30 protein-coding genes are annotated in these 25145 nt (G+C 47.9%); 15 read left to right on the top strand and 15 right to left on the bottom strand.

Annotated elements, in window-relative coordinates; genetic code table 11:
• Positions 1-40: 40 nt before the first annotated feature.
• A complete protein-coding gene (locus QSJ47_RS01425) occupies positions 41-484 on the bottom strand; it encodes a hypothetical protein (protein WP_285602193.1) in 444 nt (147 codons plus the stop codon).
• A gap of 84 nt (positions 485-568) precedes the next feature.
• On the opposite strand from QSJ47_RS01425, the gene QSJ47_RS01420 reads away from it, so the two are divergent.
• The 14 genes from QSJ47_RS01420 to QSJ47_RS01360 all read left to right on the top strand — a co-directional run bounded on the left by QSJ47_RS01420 (position 569) and on the right by QSJ47_RS01360 (position 9348).
• On the top strand, positions 569-1705 hold the full coding sequence (locus QSJ47_RS01420; RefSeq protein ID WP_285602192.1) for a pyridoxal-phosphate-dependent aminotransferase family protein: 1137 nt from the start codon (positions 569-571) through the stop codon (positions 1703-1705).
• A complete protein-coding gene (locus tag QSJ47_RS01415) occupies positions 1705-2169 on the top strand; it encodes a phosphoribosyltransferase (RefSeq protein ID WP_221271960.1) in 465 nt (154 codons plus the stop codon). The genes QSJ47_RS01420 and QSJ47_RS01415 overlap by 1 nt, the downstream gene beginning before the upstream one ends.
• 52 nt (positions 2170-2221) lie before the next feature.
• On the top strand, positions 2222-3457 hold the full coding sequence (locus QSJ47_RS01410; RefSeq protein WP_502875104.1) for a MiaB/RimO family radical SAM methylthiotransferase: 1236 nt from the start codon (positions 2222-2224) through the stop codon (positions 3455-3457).
• A 76-nt stretch (positions 3458-3533) separates the two neighbouring features.
• A complete protein-coding gene (locus tag QSJ47_RS01405; protein WP_285602190.1) occupies positions 3534-3686 on the top strand; it encodes a hypothetical protein in 153 nt (50 codons plus the stop codon).
• A 232-nt stretch (positions 3687-3918) separates the two neighbouring features.
• On the top strand, positions 3919-4146 hold the full coding sequence (locus tag QSJ47_RS08195) for a R.Pab1 family restriction endonuclease (protein ID WP_352155119.1): 228 nt from the start codon (positions 3919-3921) through the stop codon (positions 4144-4146).
• Positions 4128-5111 carry a DNA polymerase III subunit delta gene (gene holA / locus QSJ47_RS01400; protein ID WP_285602189.1) on the top strand — a complete coding sequence of 328 codons (984 nt, stop codon included), beginning with the start codon at positions 4128-4130 and terminating at the stop codon, positions 5109-5111. Before QSJ47_RS08195 ends, holA begins: the two co-directional genes overlap by 19 nt.
• 63 nt (positions 5112-5174) lie before the next feature.
• Positions 5175-5588, top strand: coding sequence for a 30S ribosomal protein S6 (rpsF, locus tag QSJ47_RS01395; RefSeq protein WP_221271957.1), 414 nt, complete (start codon positions 5175-5177; stop codon positions 5586-5588).
• On the top strand, positions 5581-6066 hold the full coding sequence (gene ssb, locus QSJ47_RS01390) for a single-stranded DNA-binding protein (protein WP_221271956.1): 486 nt from the start codon (positions 5581-5583) through the stop codon (positions 6064-6066). Before rpsF ends, ssb begins: the two co-directional genes overlap by 8 nt.
• Positions 6067-6085: 19 nt before the next feature.
• Positions 6086-6343 carry a 30S ribosomal protein S18 gene (rpsR, locus tag QSJ47_RS01385; RefSeq protein WP_015107151.1) on the top strand — a complete coding sequence of 86 codons (258 nt, stop codon included), beginning with the start codon at positions 6086-6088 and terminating at the stop codon, positions 6341-6343.
• 20 nt (positions 6344-6363) lie between these two features.
• Entirely contained in the window at positions 6364-6987 is a 624-nt protein-coding gene (locus tag QSJ47_RS01380; RefSeq protein WP_285602188.1) for a hypothetical protein, read from the top strand.
• 51 nt (positions 6988-7038) lie between these two features.
• Positions 7039-7548, top strand: coding sequence for an LPP20 family lipoprotein (locus QSJ47_RS01375; protein WP_285602187.1), 510 nt, complete (start codon positions 7039-7041; stop codon positions 7546-7548).
• A gap of 30 nt (positions 7549-7578) precedes the next feature.
• Positions 7579-8193: a hypothetical protein gene (locus tag QSJ47_RS01370; protein ID WP_285602186.1), complete on the top strand. Its 615-nt coding sequence runs from the start codon at positions 7579-7581 to the stop codon at positions 8191-8193.
• Positions 8180-8809 (top strand): penicillin-binding protein activator LpoB, encoded by a 630-nt coding sequence (gene lpoB, locus QSJ47_RS01365; protein WP_221271952.1) that lies wholly within the window; start codon positions 8180-8182, stop codon positions 8807-8809. The genes QSJ47_RS01370 and lpoB overlap by 14 nt, the downstream gene beginning before the upstream one ends.
• A 74-nt stretch (positions 8810-8883) precedes the next feature.
• Positions 8884-9348 carry an LpoB-related protein gene (locus QSJ47_RS01360; protein ID WP_285602185.1) on the top strand — a complete coding sequence of 155 codons (465 nt, stop codon included), beginning with the start codon at positions 8884-8886 and terminating at the stop codon, positions 9346-9348.
• Between the two features lie 2 nt (positions 9349-9350).
• Here the strand turns inward: QSJ47_RS01360 and ung are convergent, their stop codons facing one another.
• Both ung and QSJ47_RS01350 read right to left on the bottom strand, forming a co-directional pair.
• Positions 9351-10082, bottom strand: a complete 732-nt coding sequence (ung, locus tag QSJ47_RS01355; RefSeq protein ID WP_285602184.1) for a uracil-DNA glycosylase — start codon at positions 10080-10082, stop codon at positions 9351-9353.
• 55 nt (positions 10083-10137) lie between these two features.
• Positions 10138-10398 carry a hypothetical protein gene (locus QSJ47_RS01350; RefSeq protein ID WP_221271949.1) on the bottom strand — a complete coding sequence of 87 codons (261 nt, stop codon included), beginning with the start codon at positions 10396-10398 and terminating at the stop codon, positions 10138-10140.
• 67 nt (positions 10399-10465) lie between these two features.
• Here QSJ47_RS01350 and waaF point away from each other — a divergent pair, with 67 nt between their 5' ends.
• Positions 10466-11440: a lipopolysaccharide heptosyltransferase II gene (gene waaF, locus QSJ47_RS01345; RefSeq protein WP_285602183.1), complete on the top strand. Its 975-nt coding sequence runs from the start codon at positions 10466-10468 to the stop codon at positions 11438-11440.
• Here waaF and mfd read toward each other — a convergent pair.
• From mfd to nhaA, 12 genes are read right to left on the bottom strand one after another with little or no spacing between them, the layout of a single operon-like run.
• Entirely contained in the window at positions 11412-14387 is a 2976-nt protein-coding gene (gene mfd, locus QSJ47_RS01340) for a transcription-repair coupling factor (RefSeq protein WP_285602182.1), read from the bottom strand. The genes waaF and mfd overlap by 29 nt on opposite strands.
• Positions 14374-14772 (bottom strand): bactofilin family protein, encoded by a 399-nt coding sequence (locus QSJ47_RS01335; RefSeq protein WP_221271948.1) that lies wholly within the window; start codon positions 14770-14772, stop codon positions 14374-14376. Before QSJ47_RS01335 ends, mfd begins: the two co-directional genes overlap by 14 nt.
• On the bottom strand, positions 14685-15626 hold the full coding sequence (locus QSJ47_RS01330) for a M23 family metallopeptidase (protein ID WP_285602181.1): 942 nt from the start codon (positions 15624-15626) through the stop codon (positions 14685-14687). Before QSJ47_RS01330 ends, QSJ47_RS01335 begins: the two co-directional genes overlap by 88 nt.
• A complete protein-coding gene (locus QSJ47_RS01325) occupies positions 15613-16512 on the bottom strand; it encodes a M23 family metallopeptidase (protein WP_221271947.1) in 900 nt (299 codons plus the stop codon). Before QSJ47_RS01325 ends, QSJ47_RS01330 begins: the two co-directional genes overlap by 14 nt.
• A complete protein-coding gene (locus QSJ47_RS01320) occupies positions 16502-17641 on the bottom strand; it encodes a bifunctional folylpolyglutamate synthase/dihydrofolate synthase (protein ID WP_285602180.1) in 1140 nt (379 codons plus the stop codon). The genes QSJ47_RS01325 and QSJ47_RS01320 overlap by 11 nt, the downstream gene beginning before the upstream one ends.
• Positions 17638-18138, bottom strand: a complete 501-nt coding sequence (gene lptE / locus QSJ47_RS01315) for an LPS assembly lipoprotein LptE (RefSeq protein WP_285602179.1) — start codon at positions 18136-18138, stop codon at positions 17638-17640. The genes QSJ47_RS01320 and lptE overlap by 4 nt, the downstream gene beginning before the upstream one ends.
• 3 nt (positions 18139-18141) lie before the next feature.
• Positions 18142-20580, bottom strand: coding sequence for a leucine--tRNA ligase (gene leuS / locus QSJ47_RS01310; protein ID WP_285602178.1), 2439 nt, complete (start codon positions 20578-20580; stop codon positions 18142-18144).
• Complete coding sequence (locus QSJ47_RS01305) at positions 20581-20922, bottom strand: DUF6394 family protein (protein WP_221271943.1); 342 nt, start codon at positions 20920-20922, stop codon at positions 20581-20583. It lies immediately after the preceding gene.
• A gap of 11 nt (positions 20923-20933) precedes the next feature.
• On the bottom strand, positions 20934-21896 hold the full coding sequence (secF, locus tag QSJ47_RS01300; RefSeq protein ID WP_285602177.1) for a protein translocase subunit SecF: 963 nt from the start codon (positions 21894-21896) through the stop codon (positions 20934-20936).
• A complete protein-coding gene (gene secD, locus QSJ47_RS01295) occupies positions 21883-23499 on the bottom strand; it encodes a protein translocase subunit SecD (protein ID WP_285602176.1) in 1617 nt (538 codons plus the stop codon). The genes secF and secD overlap by 14 nt, the downstream gene beginning before the upstream one ends.
• Before the next feature lie 3 nt (positions 23500-23502).
• A complete protein-coding gene (gene yajC, locus QSJ47_RS01290) occupies positions 23503-23796 on the bottom strand; it encodes a preprotein translocase subunit YajC (RefSeq protein ID WP_285602175.1) in 294 nt (97 codons plus the stop codon).
• A 41-nt stretch (positions 23797-23837) separates the two neighbouring features.
• Positions 23838-25145 (bottom strand): sodium/proton antiporter NhaA, encoded by a 1308-nt coding sequence (gene nhaA / locus QSJ47_RS01285; RefSeq protein WP_221271938.1) that lies wholly within the window; start codon positions 25143-25145, stop codon positions 23838-23840.

The following is a 25145-nucleotide window of genomic DNA, read 5'->3' as shown; positions in this document are numbered from 1 at the left end:
AAGTTAGTGCTCTAACTCAAAGAGGGCTAGACTTAAGGGATCATTCATCGATTAGGGTAACGAGTTTGCGCTCTAGGTTTGCCATTGTTTGGAGTTGATCTACAATCTCGTGCAAGAGGGGGATGAGGGGGGCTAGGTGGGGATCTTTTAAAGCATCTTCTAGAATGGTGTTATAACCTTGAAACACGCCTTCAAGGTAATCAAGTGACACCATGTCCTTCGTGTAGTATTCTTGCAAGACTTGGAACAAAATGGTGCTCTCTTTGAATAAATCCTTTTCATCGTTGGTGTCTGTCTTTTGCCTTTTGCGGTCTTTGGCGGTGGAGTGTTTGAGCTGGTCGTTAAACAGTGTGATGTCTTCACGCACGCTCACTTGGTAAACCGCCATTTCACGCACAGCGTCATCGATCGCTTGCAACGAAAACTCCGCACACAGCGGGGGGGCAAAAAGGGTGATGAACACCAAAGACAAGCACAAACGCATACAAATCCTTTACCTTGAATTATACACCAAAACCCACGGGTTTATGTTATACTGACGCTTTACACTGCCAATTAAAGAGGAAGCTTGAAACCCACGCAAACCCTGCTCTTCACCCCGGGACCCACCCCCCTACACCCCGCCGTTGCCAACACCTTAAGCCAACCCATACTCCACCACCGCACGCCTGAATTTGAGGCGATCTTTGGCTCTGTGCGCCAACAACTTAAAGAGATGATAGGGCTAGCTGAGGTTTTGACACTCGTTAGCAGCGGCACGGGGGCGATGGAGGCGGCGTTGTTGCAATTTGTGCGCCCCAGCACAGAGCCCGCTTTGTTGGTGCTGAATAATGGCAAATTTGGCGAGCGTTTTGGCAAGATCGCAAGGGCACATAGCCTAAGCGTGGTGGAGATCAAAAGCGCGTGGGATACGCCTATTAGCCCTAAAGAGGTGCTAGAGGTGCTGCAAAAAAACCCGAGTATCCAAGCGATCGCCTTGCAGGTGTGCGACTCTTCGGGGGGGCTGCGTTTAGACTTTGAGAACATCACCAAAGTGGCTAAAGAGCACAACCCTAAGATTGTTACAATCATTGATGCCATCACCGCTTTAGGAGTCGAGCCTTTACAAACAAGCCATATCGATGTGTTGATCGGCGGTAGTCAAAAGGCATTCATGCTCCCAGTGGGCTTAAGCTTTTTGGGCTTAAGCGATTTTGCGCTTTCACAATTAGAGGATCGGGGCTATTACTTTAACCTCAAACTAGAGCTAAAAAACCAGCAAAAAAACACCACCGCCTTTACGGCGGGTATTTCGCACATTTTGGGACTACAAACCTACTTTGAGTGTGTGCAAAATTTAGGCGGATTTGACACCCTTTACACTGCCACGAAAAAGAGGGCGGAGAGCACCCACAAAGCCCTTGAAGCCCTAGGGCTTGAAATTTACCCCAAAGCCCCCGCGCTGTGTATGTCTGTGATTTACCATGAACAAGCAAGCCGCATTAGAAAGCACCTACACCAAAAATATGGGGTCTTGGTAGCAGGCGGACAGGACGCTCTAAAAGATTATCTTTTGCGTATCAACCACATGGGGATCATAGAAACACACCAAAGCGCATGGGTGCTAAGTGCCCTAGAGCAAAGCCTTGTGGATTTGAAACTGCGCCCAAGCTTTGAGGGCGTGGCGATCAAGGCGTTCATGCAACACCACTACAAGGAGGTTTAATGCGCCTTTACTACGGCTACAACGAATTTAGACAAGATGTGGTGGATTTAGCCAAAATGGTTGAGGTGGATTTTAAACCCCAAGCGATCGTGTCTATTTTAAGGGGTGGCATGACTTTGGCGCACTTTTTGGGGCTTTACTGGGACACTAAAGAGGTCTATGCGATCAACGCGAGCTCTTATGGAACGGATCGCAAACAAGGTGAACTTGTGATCGACAATGTCCCCAAACTCAAACCCACCCACAAAGAAATTCTAGTTGTGGATGAGATCGTGGATAGTGGCCGTAGCTTTTTGGGTGTGATGCAGGTGCTAAAAGAACATTACCCCACAGCCCGCTTTAAAAGTGCGGTGCTCTTTGCGCATAAGAGTGCACATTTTCAGGCGGATTACACCCTAAAAGAGGCGACTTCGTGGATAGACTTCTTTTGGGAGGTGGATACACAGGGAGATTACATTGCCTAAATTACATTTGATTTCTTTGGGTTGTTCTAAAAATTTAGTGGATAGTGAAGTGATGCTAGGCAAACTCGCCCATTACGAACTCACCAACGATTTAAGCGTCGCCGATGCGATCATTGTGAATACTTGTGGGTTTATCCAGTCGGCTAAAGAGGAGAGCATTCGGGTTTTGCTCGAAGCCATTGAGGGGCGTAAAAAGGGGGCGGTGGTCGTGGCTAGCGGTTGTCTTAGCCAACGCTATAAAGAAGAGTTGGCGAAAGAATTGCCCGAAATCGACATTTTCACGGGCGTGGGCGATTACGACAAAATAGACACCCTGCTCGCCCAAAAGCAAAGCCAGTTTTCTAAACGCGTCTTTTTAGCTAGCCAACACGCCCGTACCATCATCGGCTCGTCTGTGCATGCCTATGTCAAATTAAGCGAGGGGTGTAACCAAAGTTGTAGCTTTTGTGCGATCCCCAGCTTTAAAGGGCGTTTGCAAAGCAAGAGCATAGAGAGTGTGTTAAACGAAGTGGAGGGGCTAGCCAAGAGAGGCTACACGGACATTAGTTTTATTGCCCAAGACTCTAGCTCTTATTTGCAAGATTTAGGCGTTAAAGAGGGATTAACCCAGCTCATTAAAGCCATTGATAAACAAGGCACACTCAAAAGTGCCAGGATTTTTTATCTCTACCCCACAAGCACCACGCACCAACTTATCGAGGCGATCGCAAACTCGCCCATTTTTGCCAATTACTTTGACATGCCCATCCAGCACATCAGCGACTCCATGCTAAAAACCATGCGCCGTAACTCTAGCAAAGCCAAGCATTTAGAGCTCTTAAAAGCCATGCGTGCGGTGCCCGGTAGCTTTTTACGCTCTACCTTGCTTCTAGGTCACCCACACGAACAAGAGAGCGACATAGATGAGCTAGAGGCGTTTTTACAAGAGTTTAAATTTGACCGCTTAAATCTCTTTGCCTTCAGTGCTGAGGAGGGCACAAAGGCTTATGGCATGCCCCAAATTGCAGAGAAACTTATTAATGAGAGGCTCGATCGCATCAACGCCCTAGTGCAAGAGCAGGTGCAAGCCTCCATGCAAAGCCTCGTGGGGCAGACCTTGGAGGTCATTGTGGAGGGGGCTAGCGAGGACAATCTCTTTTTGCGTGCGCGTGATCGGCGTTGGGGCTTAGAGATCGATGGAGAAATTTTAATCAATGAAAGCCATTTAGAGCACACCCCCCCGGGGCACTACATCGCCCACTGCCACAGCTTCCAAGAGGGGATACTCTTAGGTAGGGTGGTGGCTTAAGTTCTACTTGGGGCTCAGTGCCCGGCACTTGTGTAAATGAAGAACCTTTGTTTTTTGTTAAAAAATGCCCTCATCGTTGAGATCTAAAATCTTTTGCCCCAAGTGTCTTTGCCCCCTTTCTATTATTTTAGCCCTTTATGCGAGGGATCAGCAGGGCGTGGATTTTGATTTTATCGCCAATTTCCTCTTTGCTACCCTAGAGGGCAAGGGCTTTAAGCTCAAAGACTGAGCCCATCACCCCCCACATAGACAAATACCCCAACGCTAAAAAGGCAAAAGAGACGCAGGCATTCTTCTACCCGCCAAGAGACATCAACGCCCTGTCCGCTCACAAACCTTTATGCCAAGCCAAAAGACGCATAGCGTGCTAGTCGCCCCACAAAAATACGGCCTGTATTGCTACATTGATATTTTTGATTCTTATCTTGGTGGAGATTGTGATTAGAGAAAAGCAAGGGGCAATGGGGATGCAACCCATGCTCTATGTCTGTATCCCTATCACCCACCTAAACACAGCAACCCCACTTTTAGGAAGAAGGGCGGGGTTAAAAGAGTGTGGTTTTTATTTTAGGGGCAGAACACAAAGATTTTTATTGGAACTTTTTAAGATTTTTGCTACTTTAAGCCCTAACCACCACCATGATATCCTACAAATTTTGGAAGTGATTTTATGTACCAGAAAGACCTAGAAAACTATTTAAAAACCCACATCCCTAGGGCGGTGTTGCTCTATGGAGAGTGGGATTTTTACATTGAGTATTACGGGCAAAAGATCGCCAAGCTCTACCCACAAGCGCAAGTCAATCGGGCGTATTTTAGCGAGTTTGATTTAAACGAGTGTCTGGAGTGGCTCGGGCAATCTAGCCTATTTGCACAGGGTAATTTAGTGTGGCTAAAGCTAGATAAAAAACTAGGGGTCAAGGATATCCAAAAACTCTTAGACGCTCTAGTCAAGAATCCCAAAAACGCCCTCATCGTTGAGTTTTATAGGGCGAAAAGCCAAAGCGAGTACGCCCAAGATTTTAGGCAATTTAGCGGGTATTTCAAACACCCTATTTTGTTAGATGCGGTGCTAGAAGTGCGCTTTTTCACCCCCCCCTATGACACACTCCTAAAGTTAGTGCAAGAGAAAATCCATGAGTTGCAACTGCAAATCAGCCAAGAGGCGTTGCACTTGCTCTTAGAGGGGCATAATTTTGATTTGCGCTTGGTCCATAGGGATTTAGAAAAATTAGCCCTATTAGAGCAGAATGTAGGCTTACAAGAGGTGCAGGATTTTGTGCAGGGCATGGGGGCGGTGGAGGTGAGCGGGTTTTTAAACGCCTTGTTTGCCAAAAGGGGAGTGTTGGAGCTTTGGGGGCGATTGCAAAATGAGGGGCTAGATGAAAACGAGTGGCTTAGGGCGTTGTGGCGGTATTTTTATCAACTCTTTGGCTTTTACGCCTATAGTCAAAAAGGGCAAGCGCAGGCTAAGGACATTTTAGGCTACACCCCCCCACCTGCCGTGATTAAAGAGTTAAAAGGGCGGTGCCAAAAAGTCGCCGACTACGCTACGCTGTTTGGTTTGTTGCAAAGTTGGCACAACGCAAACTTGCAGGGGCAAAGAGAAAAAAGTTGGCATTTTTTAATCAAAATACAAGATTGTATCCGCTAGAATTCCGGGGTTAACCTTGCTCTTTTTCAAGGATAGAAGGGCGTAAACCAAAAGGAGATTTTTTTGAAGCATTACGAGACGATGTTTATCCTTAAACCCACTTTGGTGGAAGAGGAACTTCAAAGCAAGATTGCTTTTTACCAAGAAGTGATCACGGGACAAGGAGGCGTGATCGCCAACACCTTAGATATGGGCGCACGCCATTTGGCTTATGAGATTCAAAAGCACAAAAGGGGTTATTACTTTGTCATCTATTTTCAAGCCGAGCCTGAAGCAGTTTTAGAGCTTGAAAGGCTTTACCGCATTAATGAGGATGTGTTGCGCTTTATCATTTTGAAATACGAGAATAAAAAAGAACAGAAAGCGTGGCACACTTTGGTGGATCGAGCGAGCAAGAAAATCTTGCATGCCGTGCCTGAAAAGCCCCACAAAGAAACCTCTGCCAAAGAGCCCCCAGCAGAAGGTCAAGGTGTATAATAAAATCACCCTTGTCGGACATTTCACAAGAGATGTAGAAGTGCGCCACTTGTCTAGTGGGTCTGTGGTGGGGAGTGGGGGGATTGCCACGAACCACACCTACAAAAAACAAGATGGGAGCAAGGAACAAGAAACTTGTTTTGTGGACCTCACCTTTTTTGGGCGTACGGCTGAGATCGCCCAGCAATACCTGCATAAGGGGTCTAAGGTACTCATTGAAGGACGCTTAAAGTTTGAGAGTTGGACAGACAACGCAGGCAATAAACGCAGCAAGCATGTTGTGGTGGTGGAGAATTTGGTGATGTTGGATAGCAAGGCGCAAAGCGAGGGCTATATGCAAATTCCGCAAGGCTACGCACAAACCCCCCAAGGTGGTTTTGCTCCCCAAAATAATTTCGCCACGCAAGGCTATCAGCAAGCCCCCAAGCGGGAAGAAAAAATCCCCGAGATCAATGTCGATGATGACATGCCTTTTTAAACCACACTAAAGGAAGTAAATGGAAAGAAAGAAGTACTCGAAACGCTACTGTAAATACACAGAAGCCAAGATTGAGTTCATCGATTATAAGGATTTGGAGTTGTTAAAACACTCCCTATCCGAACGCTATAAAATCATGCCCCGCCGTTTGACGGGCAATAGTAAAAAATGGCAAGAGAGGGTTGAAGTGGCAATCAAAAGGGCAAGGCACATGGCTTTGATCCCCTATGTGGTGGATCGTAAAAAAGTGGTGGATAACCCTTTTAGATTGTCTTAATTCCAAAACAAGGAGAAAACATGGTTTCTAAAAAGTTAGTGTTGTTAGGTTTAGCTGGGGCTTTAGCCCTAGCCGGGTGCGATAAGGCTAAAGAAGACCACAATTCCAAAAAAGAGGAAAGCCACAAAGAAGCCCCTAAAACAGATATGAAAAAAGAAGGGGCAGATAAACCCGGTGTAAAAAAAGAAGAGGGTAAACCCACAAGTCAGGTGGCTAAACCCGAAGAGGGTCAAGTTGTTACCAAGGCAGAGGCCATTACAGACCAAGATGTTGCTAAAGTGGCTAAGAGCGCACTAGAGGATATGCTAAAAGACCCTAAAGTGCAAAAAATTAAGGAGCATAACATTTTTGTTGTTGAGGCTAAAAACAGCATCAAAGGGAAAATCGACACAGCTAAGCTCACCCATATAGAGGAAGCTGTGCTGAAAGAGCAAAAAAAATTTGTTGTGATTGAGCCCCACGCCAAGAACGCGAAAACCGCTGGTTTGATGTTAAGCACCCATTTAGAACAAAACACCACTAAAGCAGGTGTTGCGGTGTTGGTTTTGCATTTAATGGATGCCAAAAATGGTTCAGCTATATGGAAAAAAGAACTTCCCATCACACACGCTGAGTCACAAGCCAAAGCGGGCATTAAGTCTTAGTTGTTTTTTTGTGCTAGAATTTGACTTCATGTTATTTTTAAGGGAGCAGACATGGGTGTTAAGAAGTGGTTGTTACTAGGGAGTGTTGTGGGCGCATTGGTTGTTGTGGGGTGCGGTGAGCCCAAATCTGGGGTGAGCAAAGAGAACAAGGAATACTATAAGGAGACCAAGGGCGCACCCAAGTGGGTGGCTGGCGATCTCAACGACATTAACATGCACGACAAGCAATACAGTGGCGTTTTCTTAGGCCGTGGAGAATACGGTATTGTGGATGGGGATGTGTCTTTTGCCACAGATCAGGCAGCCGCAGCAGCTAAGGCTAATTTGGCGGCAAACCTACAAACCACCCTTCAAAAGGAAGTTAGTAGCCAAAAAAGTAGCGATGGAAAAACCATGAACAAGACTAGCAGCACACAAATAAAAGAGGTGGTCAACAAAGAATTAAACGCTACTAAGTTGGTCGCTAGATATGTTGGGAAAGACAAAGTTTGGGTTCTATATGGGCTTGACCAAGGCATCGTGTCTAAAATCCGTGCAGAATTAGGCATGACCTCTAAGTAGGTGGAAAGGCTTTGGCTGGGGGGGGTTTTGTTGTTTTTTAGTTTTGGCTGTGGGGCTCCTGGTTGGGTGCAAAATTGCCCCACTAAAGCCTACACAGAACAGAGCAACCTTTTAGCTTGTGCCAGTGCGCCTATTGTGGGTGGGGATGTAGATTACGCCACAAACCTTGCGGGCACAAAAGCTAGGGATGAAATGGCTTCTTGGGTCTTGGCAGAGCAAAGGCAAGCCCCTAAGCAGGCTGTGCGTGTGGAGCTTGTGGGGGCACGTTTGGAATCTAAATGGGTGGATGCCTCTAAGGTCTATGTCTTGTTTAGCGTGGATTTGCAAGCGGCTAAAAAAGCTAAAATCGCACCTATACCCACCCACACTAAAGAGCCAGAAACTAAAGAATCCCAAGAAAATACACAAAGTCTTGGCATGTCAAAACCGCCAGAGAAGACTGAGGAGCTGAGTGCCCCCAAAGTGGGCGCGCCAAAGGCAAATTTGCAAACCCCCACGCCAGAGGTCAATGCGTCAAAGAAAAACAAGGCTAAGGGTGTAAAACCCGGAACGGATGAGTCAAAGGCAAAGGAGCCAAAAGGAAAGGGGCAACAAAAACCCCTACAAGTAGAAAAGAAAGGGAACAATCAAAATGGAACTGAATAAAAAAATCTTGGCTTCCTGTGTGGCGGGAGCTTTGGCTTTAGCGATCACGGGGTGCGGTAATGGTGTGTCCTACGCCTCCCAAAAAGATTTAAACGACAAAAAATACGCCACTGTGGGGTTGGATTACCAAGATGTAGAGGATGCAGCTAAAACCGCTGTGGCTTCTATGTTGCAAAGCCCTGATTTCAAGCAATTACAAGGTAAAAAGGTGATCCAAGTTGCAGATGTCATCAACGACACCATGCAACATTTTGACACAGAACAGCTAACCCAAATGGTGTTGCAAACCCTTAAAGACAAGGTGCAGGACAAATTCTATGTAACAAGGGTTGCGGGTAGCCAAAGCAGTCAGGACAAAACAATCGAGCAGTCTAGAAAATTGCGCGACAATGCGGAGTTTAACCAAGAAACCACGCAGGAAAAAGGCACGCTAAGAGCCCCCGATTTGAGCCTAAGCGGTAAGGTGATTCAGCGCAACGCCCGTGTAAGCTCGAGTAAACAGCGCATCGATTACATCTTTATTTTACGCCTTGTCAGCATTAAGAGTGGATTAGAATTGTGGAGTAGAGAGTTCCCCATCACCAAATTAGGGAGCAATAAAGCCGTTTCATGGTAGAGCACAAAAAGAATTTTAGTCTTTGCCAACAAATCCTAGTTTCTTGTGCATTAGGGGTTTCTATCTTAGGAGTTATGGGTTGTAACGATGCCCCTACACAAACGATATCCAAGAGCACCGGGCTCGCTGCCGATATTGTCAACACTGCTAGGGGAGCTTTGGCTTCTATGTTAGAAAGCCCCAAAATACAGCAATTACAAGGGGCGGTCTTTGGAGTCTTGAATGTAGCCAACAACACCAAACAACGGCTAGACACCGAGCAACTCACTGAAATATTGCTCAAAACTTTGGAGGAGAGTGCCCATGGTAAATTCTTTGCTACAAGAGCGTTCGCTGATAATAGCGCAGACCATACAATTGGTAAGGCTAGGGAATTGCAAACCCCACAACCCTCCTCTAAAAAACCCACTCTCTTCTTGGATACCTCCATCATTCAGCGCACAAGCGACCAGCATACAACGAATTATATCTTAGCTTTGAGGGTGGTGAAGATTTCTACTGGTTTGGAAGTGTGGAGTGGGGAATTTTTAACAAAATAGCCTTAATCTAAAGCCCACTGCATAGAAATTCTTTGAGCTTTTAAAAATTCTTGGGCTTTTTTAAAAACCCCACTACCCAAGAAAACGGGAGGGCGGCTTTGAGCGAGCGGACTTGGGTGTGGAGCGCATAGGATTAAATGTTTAGAGTTTTGGCTTAGAACTTTCGTCTTTTCTTGTGCCACTCTGCCTAGGAAGATAAACAATAGGGGGCGATCTAGCTGTGAAAGCATGTTTAAAACCTGATCTGTGAAATTCTCCCACCCTAAATGGGCATGCCCCTTGGGTTGTCCCTTTGGCACACTCAAAATCGCATTCAGTAGCAACACTCCTTGATGTGCCCATGCACTTAAATCGCCGTGCTTACTTAGAGGCGTGTTTAAGCTGATGTGCAATTCTTTATAGATATTTTGCAAACTCTTGGGCAGGGGGGCGATTCTTGGCACACTAAAACTCAGACCACAAGCAAAGGGTTTTTCTTGGTTGTCATGCTTAAAGGTGCCCGGGTAGGGGTCTTGACCTAATAAAATTGTGTGTAATTTCTCAAAAGGTGTAGCTTCAAAGGCTCTAAAGATTTGGCGCATGGGGGGAAAAACTTGCGTGTTTCGTGCCTGCGCTGCCTTTAGGCTTTCTGTGTAATTGTCATTGAGTGCACTAAAGGCGGGGGTCCGGCTCAAGGGCTCTAACAGCTCAAACCATGCCGTGTTTTGTAACCGGGTCAAAATGCAGCGCAACATGACACTTGAAACTTAGAAAACTTTTGGTTTGGCTGCTCATTGTTGGTGCGCACTCTTAGATATTCCTTGCTAAAAAGATCGATCGCTTCTTTAGAGGGGACAAAGTTGCATGCGCGCCTTGGATCCCTTGGCTGTCTTTTATAACTTCTTTGGCCATATTCATCAAGGCTTGGCTAATGACTTCGATCAAAGCCACGCTTTGGGCAGTTGTGAGTCTTTCATGGCCAATACGCAGACAATAATAAACCATCCCCACAACTAGCGATGCGGCGATTAAAATACGCGCCGTCATTTTGGCTTTAATGCTCTTTAACACCCAACATGCCCTTTTATTTATTATATTGGCTATTATTATAACAAAGATTGGTTTTTAAGGTGCATAAATGAAAATTTTAGTCCGCTTACCTAATTGGCTCGGCGATGGTGTGATGGCAACCCCCTTTTTACAAATCCTACAAGCCCATTTTCAAGAGATCAATGCGGAGTTTATTTTAGTTGGACCACCCAAGATCTGCGCCCTCTTTGAGCACACGCCTAATTGCACGCTGGTGGTGGACAACACCAAAAAGGCCTTTTGGCGCGCCCTTGCCACCTATCGGCTAGCTAAGCGTATCGGCCCTTGCGACATTGCGATCACACTCAATAACCACTTTTATGCCGCCCTGCTGCTCTATTGGACCAACACACCTAAACGCGTCGGCTACCGACGTACAGGGCGCACTTTTTTACTCACCCACCCCCTAGAACCCATCAATGCCCACCAAGTAGAAAGTTATTGCCACCTACTAAGCCCTTTAGTGCCCAAAACCCCCCTGCCCCCCCTACTCATCCACGCCAACCCCCTAAATCTCACAGGGTCTAAAAATATAGGGGTGAGCCCGGGGGCTGCCTTTGGGAGCGCTAAACGCTGGAAGCCCGCTTATTTTAGGGAGTTGATCGCCAACTTATTAGAAAGGGGCTATGGGGTGTATGTGCTGGGGGCTAAGGACGATTTAGCGGTGGTACAAGAAGTGTTAGAGCCGCTAGAGGAAAACTCGCTTTTGCATAATCTGTGCGGCAAAACAAGCATCCCCGAGCTCATAGACACCATCGCCGCTTTAGACCTTTTTATCTGCAATGATAGCGGACCTATGCACATTGCGGCCGCCTTAAATATCCCCATCATCGCCCTTTTTGGCCCCACAGACCCCAGAGAAACCGGGCCTTGGCAATACAAAAAGGCGACCCTACTCTCTAAGGCCATGCCTTGCTCGCCCTGCAAACAGCGCACCTGCCCCCTCAAGCACGACAACCACGCCTGCATGACGCGGCTCTTGCCCTCAAGCGTGCTTAAGGCTGTGGATGAGGTTTTGGCTTAGCGTGTGCCTGTAGGTGGCACAAAATGGCTTGCAAAATGTCCTCATCGTCCTTACTCGGGGCTTTTAACAAGACATTTTGATCGCCACCCATGAACAAGGTGATGTTCTGCCCGTATTGTGAGATTTTGCTGATGTTTAGGCGGTTGGCTAAAATCTTGACTCTAATGATTTGCAAGAATTGCGTACTCATGGTGTCTAGCGCACCAAAGCGATCGCGTATTTCGACTTGAATCTCTTGCACGCTAGCCAAGTCCTTGCAAAAGCTAAGACGCCGATACAGCTCCAAACGCAGACTGTCGCTGGCAATGAGTTTAGGACTTAAAAACCCACTGACACTTAAGCTTAAATCCACGCCCACATCCTGCGTACGCCCACAAATCGCCTCTTCGAGCATTTTCGTGTAAAGCCCGTAGCCGATACTCTTGATGTGCCCGCTTTGATCCGCGCCTAAGAAATTGCCCCCGCCTCGAATCTGTAAATCGTGCATGGCAATGCTCGCTCCACTGCCTAGATACGAGTTTTTCTCCAAAGCAACAAGCCTTTTTTTCGCCTCATTGCTTAGGCTTTGGGTGTCTTGCACGAGAAAATAGCAAAAGCCCTCCAAATGCCCACGCCCCACGCGCCCGCGCAGCTGGTGCAAATCCGCCAGCCCGAAGTTGTCGGCGTTGTCAATAATAATGGTGTTGGCGTTGGGTAAATGCAGTCCCGACTCCACGATCGAAGTGCATAAAAGCACCTCATATTCTCCCTTAGCAAAATCTAGCAAGGCTTGTTCGGCCTGCAGGGCGGGGATCTTAGAGTGCAGGATTTGTATGCGCAAGTGGGGCAGTAGTTTTAAAAGGGTGGCCTGCACTTTTGGCATGCTCTCGATGTGGTTGTGGATGTAAAAGACCTGCCCCTTGCGGCGCAACTCCCTTAAGATCGCCTCTTTTAAGAGTGCATCCGTCTTTTCCTTGACAAAGGTGCGGCTGGGCTGTCTTATGCTAGGCGGGGTGTTTAAGGTGCTGACCCCTTTAAGTTTAGATAGAGCCATGCTTAGGGTGCGGGGGATGGGCGTGGCGGACATGCTAAGGCAGTGCACGCCCTCGCTTAAGGTCTTGATCGCCTCTTTTTGCCTGACCCCGAATTTATGTTCCTCATCCACCACAACCAGCCCCAGCTCTTTAAACTTTGCGTCCAAAAGCGCATGTGTGCCCACCACTACATCAACCAAGCCCTGCTTTAAGCCCTCCAGCACCACCCTTTTATCCTTGCTGAAGCGATCGAGTTTTGCCACTTTCAGCCCAAAGGATTCTAGGCGCTCTTTGAGGGTCGCAAAGTGCTGGGCACTTAAAAGCGTGGTGGGCACAAAGAGCGCGCTTTGCTTGCCGCTTAAAGACATGGCGTAAATGGCATGCATGGCGACCTCTGTTTTGCCAAAGCCCACATCCCCATTTAAGAGCCGATCCATCACCTGTCCACTGGCAAAATCCTGCAAAATGGCGGCGATGCTCTGCTCTTGATCGGCAGTGAGCGCAAAGCCACAGGCTTTTTTAAAGGTCTGCATTTTGGACATGTCGATGGCTGTTTGGCCGCTTTTAAGCAAGTTGCGTTTAGCGGCTAAGGCGATGATTTGAGAGGACATGTCTAAAATTTTAGAGCGCACCTTGTCTTTCACCTTGGCAAAGCTGCTCTTGCCTAGCTTATCTAACAAGGGCATATCTTGGTTAGCGATGTAGCGCTCGATGAGGTGCAAATTCTCCACGGGTAAGAGCAGGCGGTCGGCGTTTTGGTATTCTAGGGCGATGAAGTCGCGCACACTGCCCAGCACGCTTTGCTGCACCAGCCCCTTAAACAGCCCGATGCCGTAGTTTTCATGCACCACAAAATCCCCCGGGGTGAGTTCATTGAGCATGAGCTTGGAGTGGCCCGCACTCCCTGGTGTCTCGTAGCTATGCATGGATAAAAAGAGCTGTGTGGGGGTGCTAAAGTGTAGCACACACGCCGAGATCGCACTCTCAAAGGGAGCGTTGATGTGAGGCAAGAAGTCTACATTTTTGGCGATGAGCGTGGCTTTCTTGGCAGCGTTGAGTTTTAAAAAGTCTTGTAAGTTGGCTGGCTTTTGGATGTCTTGGTAATGTGGCGGTGTGGGCAAAATGGGTAGGCTTAAGGCGCGCTCTAGGGCTGGGCTTGGCTCTAGGCTGTGCCACTCCTTGGCTTGCTCTTTAGCCTCTGGGCTTAAAATGGTAGCGTAGTGCGTTAAAAAATCGCACCCAAAATCCTCCAACACCCAAAAGCCCAAGGAGGCCAAATCGGGCAGAAACACGGGGGCGTTGAGCTTGTCTAGGCGTTGTTGCAGCATCGCATGCGTGGGCGCATCTAGGCTAAAAAGAGCGGGGGTGATGTCTATGTGCTCGATGATGGGCGGGTCGCTAAGCTGCGTGCGCAAATCAAAGGTGCGGATGTCCTCGCAATCTTGGCCTAAAAAGCTTAAGCGGTGTGGCTTTGCTTGCCCGGGGATGAAAATATCCACAATGTCGCCTCGAAAGCTCGCCTCGCCGGGCAGTTCGATCAAATCCACAAAGTCGTAGCCAAAAAGCCTTAATTTTTCTTGTAACTCTTGTAGGGGGTAGCTCTCCAAACAAGTAACACGAAAACTTTGTAAGAGTTTGGCACAAGGTAGGGGGTGTAAGAGCGCACTTAGCGGGGCTAAAAGCTTGGTGTTGGGATCGCTCCTTAAAGAAGTGTAAAAACGCCCTAGAGTGCTTAAAAGCTCTTTGAGTTCGCTGCTAAAGGCGCGCATATCATCTAAGTAATGGGCGCGCAGATCGGGCAGCACAAACACGGGGGTGTGTGGGCTAAAGAAGCGCCACACTTGCAGGGCTTCTAGGGCTTCTTTAGCATCCTTGGTGGCTAGGATTGTGGGCTTGAAAGTGCCTAGAGCTGCATAAAGGCTAGATTGAATCATTCTTGGGGGGTTTGTTCTCCATAGATTTTTTAAGAGAATCTTTAGGGTGGCTCTCGCCGGTTAAAACTGCCTTGCGCTCGATCACCAATTCTGCGCTCACAATTTTACCATCCACATACCCCATGGACATGATTTCAATGATGTCGGCATCAGCATTGCCATTGAATTTGCCACTCACAACAATCTTAGAGGCAAAGATTTCGCCCATCACCACGCCATTTTTGCCGATCACCACCACGCTTTTCGAGTGGATGGTGCCCTCAAACTCGCCATCGATGTGTAGGTGGCAGTCAATATTTAATTCGCCTTTGAACTTGGTGCCTTGGGCGATGATGGTGGCTGATCCATTAGCAGGTTGTTTATGATCGTTAGCAAAGATTGCCATGCAATGTTCCTTTCCTTTGTGAAGATAAAATCAAAATCTTTCATGTTCCACTTAATAAAATCCATGGGGTTGATGGGCTTGTTCAAAAAGCGCACTTCATAGTGCAAATGTGGGCCCGTGCTCATCCCAGAGCTACCGCTGTAGGCGATGAGTTGCCCTTTTTTGACAAACTCTCCATTTTTCACCACGATTCTCTTTAAGTGGGCGTAGTAGGTCTTAAAACCAAAGGGGTGGTAGAGCTTGAGTAAGCGCCCATACCCCCCATTCCACCCCCGCCCCGCAAAGCCCACCACCCCATTGGCGGTGGCGTAAACGGGGGTGCCAATGGGGGTGCTTAAATCCACGCCCGTGTGGTTGGCCATGCGGTGCAAAATGGGATGGTAGCGTTTAGCAAAGGTGCTAGAAACCCTTTTAAAACTCTCTAGCGGGTTGTCGTTGGGGATGAAGCGCATGATAAAGGTCTTTTGCATCCCTGTGATGCTGGCAACATCTAGGCGTTGAGATAGGGGGGCGTCGTCGTCCCCCTGGCTGTTGTCGATGCCCACAAAGTCCTCTAAATCGTTGATGCGATCGCCGGCGAGCATGATCTCTTCTAGGTAGCCTTGTAATTGTTGGTTTAATTGGGCGTGGACTTGTGTGCTCTTTTGGTATTTGCGGTTAAGCTTTTTAGTTTGGACTTTGGTGGCGTGGATTTCGTGCTCGAGCGTGTAAAGAGCGATGGCCAAAAAGAGCAACACCCCTACTACCAATAAAAGCAAATAATAGGCTAACTGTTTGCAGACAATGGGGATGTTTAGGGTCTTGCTCCCATCGTTGTAGGTGAAGATTAAAATCAGCCGCTTATTGAGCCACACTAAATTCCCCTAAACCTTGAGCTTGGGCTTTTTTATAGCCCTGCACTTGCACCATGTCCTCAATGCTGTAAAAGAGATTCTGCCAATCCACTTGTTCGTCTTGAAAAACCACGCTAAAATTTTCCAAACTCCAATCCATGAACAAGGGCATGTCCACAATCCGCCCCAAAAAGCGGATTTCATAGTGTAAACTCGCGCTGCTATAACCCAAGAGTTCGCCCTTTTGCACAAAAGTGTGGGGTTTAATGACTATGGAGTTTAGGCGGGCATAAATAGAAGTGAAACCAAAGGCGTTTTCTAGACGGATCAATTTGCCATAGTCTCTAAAATTGTGTTGCAACAACAAATCCACCACCCCACTAGCGCATGCGTAAACGGGGGTGTTGACAGCCACGCTAAAGTTATAGGCACTGTAAGGCCCCAGCGATTTTTTATGCAAAGTGTTCGCCTTCAGCTTTGCATGATAGCTTTTGACGGGCTCGCCATTGGGGATAAGGGCTAAAGCGAGGGTTTTATTTGCTTTAGACAAGGCGTCCAGGGCCACCTTGTAAATCTTATTCCCCTTCATTTTTTCCACTTTCAAAATGCTCTCTAGGTCTTTAATTTTATGGGTTACAAGGGCAATTTCTCGGTTTTTTTGGATGATTTCTTGGGCTAAAGTGCTGTTTTTATTGTAGAGATTTTGATAATTGGCTTGGATGATATTTTTATCTAAGGTGAGGCCGCTGACCCTATGCACCAAGTAGCTTAAAATTAGGCCTCCACCCAAAAGCACCATAAGCACCACAGCCACGGCGATCAAAGCATGCTTCTTAGCGTTTCTAGGCACCCGCCACTGCCTCGAGCCGTTTTCATCAATGATGGTGAGCATGAACTTATCTGCCAAAAAACCCCCCTTGTAAAAAGGCACGCACCACGCTAAAAGAGCCCACCACTAAATAAGATTTACTAGGCTCGATCACCCCCCTAAAAGGGCTAAAGGGCAAATTGAGTTGCTTTAAAATCCCTTGCAACTTCTCTTGGGGCATGATCTGCGGGTCTGGCACGGGCAAGATCCACACATGCTGCACATAGGGCTTTAAACTTTCTAAGACCCCCAATGCGTCTTTTCTGGCGTAGCTGTTGTAAATCAAGTCTAATTGCCGCCCTTTTAAAGCCTCAGCCAAAGCCCTAGCCCCCCCTACATTATGCGCCACATCTAATAAGATATTGGGCGTAATGTGCTCAAAACGCCCCCTTAAATTGAGCCGTTTTAGGGCTTTGGGTGCGAGATCTAGGGCTGTTAGGGTGCTTAGGGCTGTTTGTAAATTCTGCACCAAGAAGGGCGGATAGCCCCACTTTTGCCCCTCTCTTAGGGCTTCTTGGCTTAACTCCTCAATAAAAGCCAAATTTTGGCTAGGCAAAAGTTTTTTGGTAAGCTCTTGCACTTCCGGCTCTTGTTTAGCAAAAATCATAGGCACTTGTGGCTCTAAATGTAGCCCCGCTCTTAGTTTAGTCGTGGCAATTTCTAATAAGCTACTGCCTAGGCGATCGGTGTGATCCACACTAATGGGCGTGAAAACCAGCGCAATGCGTTTGTTTAAACTCGTGGTGCTGTCAAACTCCCCGCCTAGCCCTGCCTCAGCGACCATAAAGTCGCAGTCCTTAGCTAAGACCACTGCTAAAAGCGTGGCGTATTCAAAATAGCTTAAGTGCGCATCTATGGGTAGGCTTCGCAAATAGGCGTGGGCCTGTTCTAATTCACTTTGGGGAACATTCCGTCCTTGTGTGTAAAAACGCTCATTAAAGTCTAGCAAATGTGGGGAGCTAAAGTGCAGGACCTTAAAGCCACTCGCCTCCAAGCTTTGGGCTAAAAAGCGCCCTGTGCTGCCCTTGCCATTGGTACCGATGATTTGGATTTTAGGCGTGTTGTCTTTAAAATGCTGGCAAAAATCCCTGTAGACTTGCTTAAAACGCTGAGGCTCAAAGGGGGCGAGCTCAAAGGGTTTTGTGGCAAGAAAATCGTTTAACTTCATTTATTCACCTTGCCCTCGTAGGCAATTTGGGACACAAATTGCGTGAGGGTTTGCTCCAACGCCTGCCCGATGGCATACAGGCGGTTGTTGTAGGTGATTAAGGGGTCTTGCAAGGACACGGCGTAGTTGTAATAGCCATTGTCCTCAAAGGTCTTGGTCGTGCCCTTTTTATTGTCGTAGGTGTAGGTGACATACACCGTCACGCGGTAAAAGGTGGTGAAACCCTCTTGGTTTTGGCTGATGGAAGTGTCGATAACCCTTTTCATTTCAATGGTGATGATCGAGTCGGCTTGCTTCTCTGTGGTGAGGGTGTTTTGGAAGCGCTGCACGATGAAGCGGTTTAACAAGTCCTTAAACTCCACAGAGTTTTTAGGGTTGGGCAAGTTCACTACGAGGCGCACATAAACCCCTTTACCCAACACCTTATCCGCAAAGTTGGCGATGGGCTGATACCCACAGCCCCCAAACAACAAAACTAAAACCCACGCCCGCCACATTTCTTAAGCAAGCACGAAATTCACCAGCTTGGCTGGCACGACCACTTCTTTAAGCACGCTTTGCCCCTCTAGCCACTTTGCCACCTCTTGGCGGGCAGTCTCTAGCAACGCCTCTTTAGGGGTGTCTTTAGGCACGCTCACTAGCCCACGCTTTTTACCATTAATGGTGATGGCGACATTCACGCTCTCTTGCTCTAGGGCCTTGGCGTCCACTTCTAGGGGTTTAAAGTTGCTAAGCTTAAAAAGCCTATTGGCAATTTCAAAGCATACATGGGGGATGATGGGCTCTAGGGTGTGGGTGAGGATGTAATAGCCCTCCGTCCACACGGCCGTGTTCGTGCTCTTTTCTAGGGCATTTAGTGCCTCCATGCACGCAGCGATTAAAGTGTTGAAGGGGTAGTTGGGGATGGTTTCTTTAAAAATGTCGTGGCATTTTTGCAAAGCCATATGCACCTTTTGGCGGGCTTGTTTGTCCTCTGCATTTAGGCTATTTGGCTCTATTGTTGGCGCGCTCTCACAGGGCTTGGCCAAAAAGGATTTTTCATAAAAACGGCGTAAAAAGCGCGCCGCCCCCTCTAGGGCTTGATCGTTCCAATCTAGCTCTTTGTGCGGGGGGGCGACAAAGTGGATGTAGAGCCTTGCAATGTCCGCCCCGTGCTTGTTTAAAATCTCTCTAGGGGTGACGACATTACCCTTAGACTTGCTCATTTTCGCCCCGTCTTTAAGCACCATGCCCTGCGTGATGAGCGTTAAAAACGGCTCGTCTAACTTGACATAGCCCAAATCCCTTAAAGCCCTTGTGAAAAACCTCGCATAGAGCAGGTGCAAAATGGCGTGCTCGATCCCCCCAATGTAAGTATCCACACCCAGCCAATAGGCTAATTCTTGGGGCTCAAAGGCTTGTTTGTCCCATAACTCTTTGGGCGTGGTGTAGCGCAAAAAATACCAACTTGATTGGAAAAAGGTGTCCATCGTGTCGGTTTCTCTTTGCGCCTTGCCCCCACATTGTGGACAAGTGCAGTCTTTAAAAGTCGGGTGCTTGTCTAAGGGGTTGCCCTCGCCATCGATCGTAACATCTTCGGGCAGTAAGATAGGCAAATTTTCTAACTTCTCACACACCAGCCCACAATTAGCACAATGCACCATGGGAATCAGCGCCCCCCAATAGCGTTGCCGTGAAATGCCCCAGTCTTGCAGGCGGTAATTAATGACCCTTTGCCCCAAGCCCTGCTCTTCAAAGAGCATGCTTAATTTTTCTTTCGCCTCCGTGGTGCTTAAGCCATTGTAATTGTGGCTGTTTTGTAAAACCCCCACCTCATTGCAGGGCACTTCCTGCCCCACAATCAAGGGGACAATGGGGATATTTAAGAGCGTGGCAAACTCGTAGTCCCTAGGGTCGCAACCGGGCACGCCCATTAACGCCCCACTGCCATAGTTTTCTAACACAAAATTAGCCACATACACGGGAATTAACTCTTTTGTGAGGGGATGAATCGCCCTTAAAGGCAAAGCAACCCCCCTCTTTTCTAACGCCCTCGTGCGCATGTTGATGTTTTGGATGGCGATGATTTCTTTAGAGGCTTTGGGGTCTAAAACGCCCTTGTCTAGCAAGGTTTGCACGAAGGGATGTCCCGGGGCTAGGGCAATGAAAGTAACGCCGTAAATGGTGTCTATGCGGGTGGTGAAAACCTCCAAGTCTTGAGAATACCCCAAGAGATCTTGGCTAGCTTGATCTAGGCTAAAGCTAAAGGCTAAGCCGGCAGATTTGCCCATCCAATTTTCTTGCATACGTAGTACTTGGTTAGGCCAATACCCCTCTAGAGTCTTTAAGCCCTCTAGCAGTTCCTCCACATAGGCAGTGATTTTTAGATAGTATTGGGGCATTTCCTTTTGCTCTACCAAGCAATCGCAACGCCAGCACCGCCCATCGATCACCTGTTCATTGGCTAAAATGGTTTTATCGTGAGGGCACCAATTGAGCCACGCCTTTTTTTGATAGACCAAACCCTTTTTATACATCTCAATGAAGAATTGCTGTTCGATCTTGGTGTAATCGGGCGCACAAGTGGCAAACTCCCTCTCTTGGCAAAAGGAGAAGCCCAGAGCCTTAAACTCTTGGCGCATTTTTGCCATGTTCTCATAGGTCCATTTTTTAGGGTGCACGCCGTGCTTAATGGCGGCGTTTTCTGCAGGCATGCCAAAGGCATCAAAGCCCATGGGGTGCAAGACATTATGTCCCATTTGGCGGGCATAGCGCGCCAAAGCGTCGCCTATGGCGTAGTTTCTCACATGCCCCATATGCACCTCTCCGCTAGGATAGGGCAACATGCTTAAAATATACCTCTTGGGTTTGCTAAAGTCATCACTAGGTTCAAAGGCGTTCGTTTGCGCCCAAACTTGTTGCCATTTTTCTTCAATTTTTTTAGGGTTGTAGGTTTGCATTTAATATTCCAAATCCGTATTTTTAATGCTGTCGATCACCAAGAGCACCAAACAAAAGACATTACTGATCAATGCCCCGATCATCAAGGTGTAGGCAAAGATCAAATTGTTTAAGATTTGCAAAAACACAAAGGCGGGCATGAGGTGCAAGAGGGCGACTAGCGAACCGCCCATAAGCTCGGAGGCGAATTGCTTTTGCACTCCGATTTTCAGCGTGGTTACAATGAGATTTAGTGCCAACGCCACAAAGAGGATCACCACATTGGGCTCATACAAAAACCCCGCAATGGAGGTGGTGCTCGCCAAACTAAAAACGGTAAAGACAACCCGACCCCAGTCCATAACTCTCCTTTCTACACCCGCCCGTGTTCGTATTGGCGGCGCAAGCGTTCTTTTTCTTGTTTCTTTTTGGCTTTTTTTAGCTCATTTCCGTGGTAGCGCTCCAAGTCAAAGCCGAGCAAAACCGCCACTCTAGGGGCAATGAAAATCGAGCTGTAAGTCCCCACGATCGTGCCAATGAGCATGGGCAAGGAAAAGCCCACCAAGATTTTAGAGCCAAAGACATACAGCACCAAGAGCACAAAGAACACGGTTAAGGAAGTGAGTAAAGTCCTTGTAAGTGTGCTTGAAATCGCTTCGTTAATGACATAATCTAAATCATTTGTGCGCTTGGTGAGCATGCCCTCACGGATACGATCAAAGATGATGATCGTGTCATTGATCGAGTAGCCAATCAGCGTCAAAATGGCGGCGATGACTTCTAGGTTTAAATCAATGTTAAACACGATCACGCTTGTGGCGGTGATGAGACTATCGTGCAACAAGGCGATCACACTGGCGAGCGCGAAACGCCACTCGTAGCGCACCCCCACATACAACATCATCGCAAGGATGGCAAGCACCAAAGAGAGTACACCCTTTTTCTTCAGCTCATCGCCCACTTTGGGCCCCACGCTGTCTAACTTGCGGATCTCAAACTGCCCCAAGGGCTTTAAAATCTTAGTGATCTCGGTGCTCAAGTCCTTGTGCACCTTGCCCACGGGAATTTTGATCACCACTTCCCGCTCCGAACCAAAGGCGCTCACCTGCACGCCGCTAAAATGCGCCTCATTGAAGGCGTGGCGGATTTTGGCAATGGGGGCGTCTTTAACAAAGCGCACCTGTGCCACGCTCCCGCCCGCAAAATCCACACCCAAATTAAAGCCCTTAAAAAAGATCAGCCCCAAACAAGCGATCACTAAAAGCGTGGAGGCTGCAAGCCCCCATTTGGAATACTCCATGAAGTTGATGATCTTAACCCGCTTAAACAGCTCCACTACGCCCCCTTTGAGAAACTTGACTCTGCACGCCAAACCACAACGCCAAGTTTTTGTTGCGCGAGATTTGGGGCAAAATGGCTTGGTAAAAGCCCTGCGTGCCGACAATGGCGGTGAGGATCGAGGCTAAAATACCGATACCCGTGGTGAGCGCAAAGCCCTTGATCGAGCCCGTGCCATAGGCGTAGAGCAAAAACGAGGCAATGAGCGAGGTTAAGTTCGAGTCAAAAATCGCCCTTGAGGCGTTGGCATAGCCCGAGTGTAGTGCCTGAGCAATGCTCTCATTGCGCCTTAAACCCTCTCTAATGCGCTCATTGATGATGATGTTTGCGTCCACCGCCATCCCGACGGTGAGCACAATACCCGCCATGCCCGGCAAGGTCAAGGTCGCTCCAAAGATCGCCATCACCGCAATGATTAAAAATAAGTTGACAATGAGCGCCACGCTGGCGATCACCCCGGCGAGGGCGTAGTAGCTGATCATAAAGACCATCACCAAAATAAAGCCCCCAATGAGTGCCACGATCGAGGTTTTAATGCTATCTGCTCCAAGGCTAGGACCAATGATGCGTTTTTCTAAAATCACCAGGGGCGCACTCAACACCCCGCTTCTTAGCGCAATGGCTAGATCGCTTGCTTGTGCGACCGTGAAGTCGCCACTGATTTGCCCACTGCCCCCCCCGATACGCTCACGGATATAGGGCGCAGAGTAGACTTTATGATCCAACACCACCGCCATGCGTTTGCCCACATTCTCGCCTGAAAAGTCGCCAAAAATCTTTGCCCCTTGCGAGTTTAAAGAGAAGCTCACCACGGGTTGGTTGTTCTTGTCATAGACCACCTGCGCGTCTGTGAGCATTTCGCCATCCAAAATGGGGATCGCCTTTAAGAGCAAATGCCCATAGGCTTGCCCACCTCTGCCCGCATAAGGCAAGACCACATCGCCTAATTTTTTAATCTCTTCATCGGTGAGGCTGTCTAAATACTCGTTTTTCTCTTCATCGACTGCCATCATTTGCAAGTGGGCGGATTTGGTGATGAGATCCTTCGCTCTTTGCTCTTCCTCAATGCTGTTGATCCCGGGCAGTTGCACCAACACCGCGTCTTTGCCCTGTTGCAACACGGTGGGCTCGGCTAGCCCAAATTGATCGAGACGGTTTTTAATGGTGCTGATGACCTGCACCACGGTTTGCTGCTTGTAGGCTTGTGTCTTTCTAAAGGAGAGGCGTAGGGTGTAGTTGCTACCGGTGGTGAAAATTTCCACCCCGTCTTTGCGCCAATCTTGCAAAATCTTGTCTACATTCTTTTCATCGTCCTTGTCTAAGAGTGTGAAAGACACGCCCTGCAAAGAGGAGTGCAAATCCTGCACTAGGATATTCTGCTGCTTGAAGGCGTAGTCGAGTGAAGAAGCAATGGAGGCGTATTTGGTCTTTAGGGCTTCCTCCACGCCCACCCCTAAAAGCAAACTAAGCCCACCCCTTAAATCCAGACCTAAGGTGATCTTAGGGCCTTTAGTTTGTAAAAAGCTGGGCAAAGCAAAACCTACGCCAAAGATTAGGGCACAAATAAAAACTAAAAGCCGTGTATTAAACACCCGTTGCACGGGCTAGTTTCCTTCTGTTGGGGCTTGGTCTTCAAGCTTGTAAGCGACATGGTTTTTAGAGAGCTTGACCTCTATGTTATCGTTGAGCTTGACTTTAAAAAAGTTGCTCTCGGGCTTGATGACCTCACAAATGAGTCCACCCTGCGTTACGATCTTATCACCCTTTTGCAAGCCTTCCACCATTTCCTTATGTTTCTTGGCTTGCACCCTTTGGGGACGGATGATGAGAAAATAGAAAATCAAAAACAGCACCAAAAGGGGCAATAGAGAGGTTAAGATGTCCTTGGTTTGATTCATACAATTCCTTATGTGAGTAAGCGCAATTATAACGACTTTTTCTAATTTTTAGCTTTTTTGAGTGCCCCCAGTGCAAGTAAATATAAGGTGCCCACAATGCCCGAAGTGATCGAGCCTAATAAAATGGCGATTTTAGACACTTCCATGGCGTCCGCGCTGTTAAAAGCGATGTTGGAGATAAACATGGACATGGTAAAGCCAATGCCTGCGAGCATGCCAGCACCCAAAATCTGCCCCCAGCTCACCCCCTCGGGGCGTTTGGCAATGTGCAGTTTCTCGCTTAAAAAGGTGATGCCTAAAATCCCGATGGGTTTTCCCACCACTAGCCCCAAAACCACGCCCCATAAAATCTCATCTACATGGAAGTTTAAATTTTCGCCAATTTGCACCCCGGCATTGGCAAAGGCAAAGAGGGGCATGATGAAGTAAGCCCCATAGGGGTGCAAGATGTGCTCCAAACGCTCTAAAGGGCTTTGCAGCGACATGGTGGCATTTTGTAGGCTATAAAGCGCATCTCTTTGGTCTTGCTCTAGGGGTTTGGTGGCGGGGTTTTTAAAGCAATCTTTAAAATGCTCTAGGGCTTTTGAAAAGGATTGTAAGACCTTAGAGGGTTGAGAAACCTTAATGGGGATCGTGAACGCCAAAGCCACGGCGGCAATGGTGGCGTGGATCCCGCTATTGTGTGTGGTGAACCACAGCCCCACACCTAAAATGATGTAGGGGAATAGGTTTTTCACTCCCAAGCGATTGAGCACTAGCAAGATGAGTAAAATCAACGCCGAGCCGCCCAGCCAAATCAATTTTAAATGCGTGGTGTAAAAAATGGCGATCACCACAATCGCGCCTAAATCATCGGCGACCGCTAGGGTTACCAAGAAAACTTTAAGTGCAGGGGGGACGCGTTTGCCCAAAAGCAAAATCACCCCCAAAGCAAAAGCGATGTCGGTTGCCATGGGAATGCCAAAGCCATGCGCGCTGTTGGTGCCGGCATTGAGGCTATAGTAAATGATCCCGGGGGCCATCATCCCTCCCAGCGCGGCGATCACGGGGAAGGCGGCCTTTTGAAACCCGCACAACTCCCCATACATCACCTCCCGCTTGATCTCCAAGCCCACCACCAAAAAGAAAAACGCCATCAACACATCGTTGATCCAATGGTGGATGGAGAAACCAAAAAATTTCATCCCAAAGACGATGCCTAGCTTGGTGTGCCACAGCCCGAAGTAGTAATGGGACATAAACGAGTTGGCGTAAATCATCGCCCACACGGCACTCACAAACAAGAAAATCCCCCCAAAGGATTCGCTTTTGACAAAATCTACGAAAATGTTTTTTTTCATGTCGGGCAT

It is taken from the genome of Helicobacter sp. NHP22-001, assembly GCF_030270165.1.
Classification (GTDB): domain Bacteria; phylum Campylobacterota; class Campylobacteria; order Campylobacterales; family Helicobacteraceae; genus Helicobacter; species Helicobacter gastrofelis.
This window is presented reverse-complemented; position numbering and strand designations above follow the sequence as displayed.

Bases quoted from the DNA above. Each gene is read 5' to 3' on its own strand.
- QSJ47_RS01425 (WP_285602193.1), bottom strand. From the start codon at position 484: ATGCGTTTGTGCTTGTCTTTGGTGTTCATCACCCTTTTTGCCCCCCCG.
- QSJ47_RS01415 (WP_221271960.1), top strand. From the start codon at position 1,705: ATGCGCCTTTACTACGGCTACAACGAATTTAGACAAGATGTGGTGGAT.
- QSJ47_RS01410 (WP_502875104.1), top strand. From the start codon at position 2,222: ATGCTAGGCAAACTCGCCCATTACGAACTCACCAACGATTTAAGCGTC.
- QSJ47_RS08195 (WP_352155119.1), top strand. From the start codon at position 3,919: ATGGGGATGCAACCCATGCTCTATGTCTGTATCCCTATCACCCACCTA.
- holA (WP_285602189.1), top strand. From the start codon at position 4,128: ATGTACCAGAAAGACCTAGAAAACTATTTAAAAACCCACATCCCTAGG.
- rpsR (WP_015107151.1), top strand. From the start codon at position 6,086: ATGGAAAGAAAGAAGTACTCGAAACGCTACTGTAAATACACAGAAGCC.
- QSJ47_RS01380 (WP_285602188.1), top strand. From the start codon at position 6,364: ATGGTTTCTAAAAAGTTAGTGTTGTTAGGTTTAGCTGGGGCTTTAGCC.
- QSJ47_RS01375 (WP_285602187.1), top strand. From the start codon at position 7,039: ATGGGTGTTAAGAAGTGGTTGTTACTAGGGAGTGTTGTGGGCGCATTG.
- lpoB (WP_221271952.1), top strand. From the start codon at position 8,180: ATGGAACTGAATAAAAAAATCTTGGCTTCCTGTGTGGCGGGAGCTTTG.
- QSJ47_RS01360 (WP_285602185.1), top strand. From the start codon at position 8,884: ATGGGTTGTAACGATGCCCCTACACAAACGATATCCAAGAGCACCGGG.
- ung (WP_285602184.1), bottom strand. From the start codon at position 10,082: ATGTTGCGCTGCATTTTGACCCGGTTACAAAACACGGCATGGTTTGAG.
- waaF (WP_285602183.1), top strand. From the start codon at position 10,466: ATGAAAATTTTAGTCCGCTTACCTAATTGGCTCGGCGATGGTGTGATG.
- mfd (WP_285602182.1), bottom strand. From the start codon at position 14,387: ATGATTCAATCTAGCCTTTATGCAGCTCTAGGCACTTTCAAGCCCACA.
- QSJ47_RS01335 (WP_221271948.1), bottom strand. From the start codon at position 14,772: ATGGCAATCTTTGCTAACGATCATAAACAACCTGCTAATGGATCAGCC.
- QSJ47_RS01320 (WP_285602180.1), bottom strand. From the start codon at position 17,641: ATGAAGTTAAACGATTTTCTTGCCACAAAACCCTTTGAGCTCGCCCCC.
- lptE (WP_285602179.1), bottom strand. From the start codon at position 18,138: ATGTGGCGGGCGTGGGTTTTAGTTTTGTTGTTTGGGGGCTGTGGGTAT.
- leuS (WP_285602178.1), bottom strand. From the start codon at position 20,580: ATGCAAACCTACAACCCTAAAAAAATTGAAGAAAAATGGCAACAAGTT.
- QSJ47_RS01305 (WP_221271943.1), bottom strand. From the start codon at position 20,922: ATGGACTGGGGTCGGGTTGTCTTTACCGTTTTTAGTTTGGCGAGCACC.
- yajC (WP_285602175.1), bottom strand. From the start codon at position 23,796: ATGAATCAAACCAAGGACATCTTAACCTCTCTATTGCCCCTTTTGGTG.
- nhaA (WP_221271938.1), bottom strand. From the start codon at position 25,145: ATGCCCGACATGAAAAAAAACATTTTCGTAGATTTTGTCAAAAGCGAA.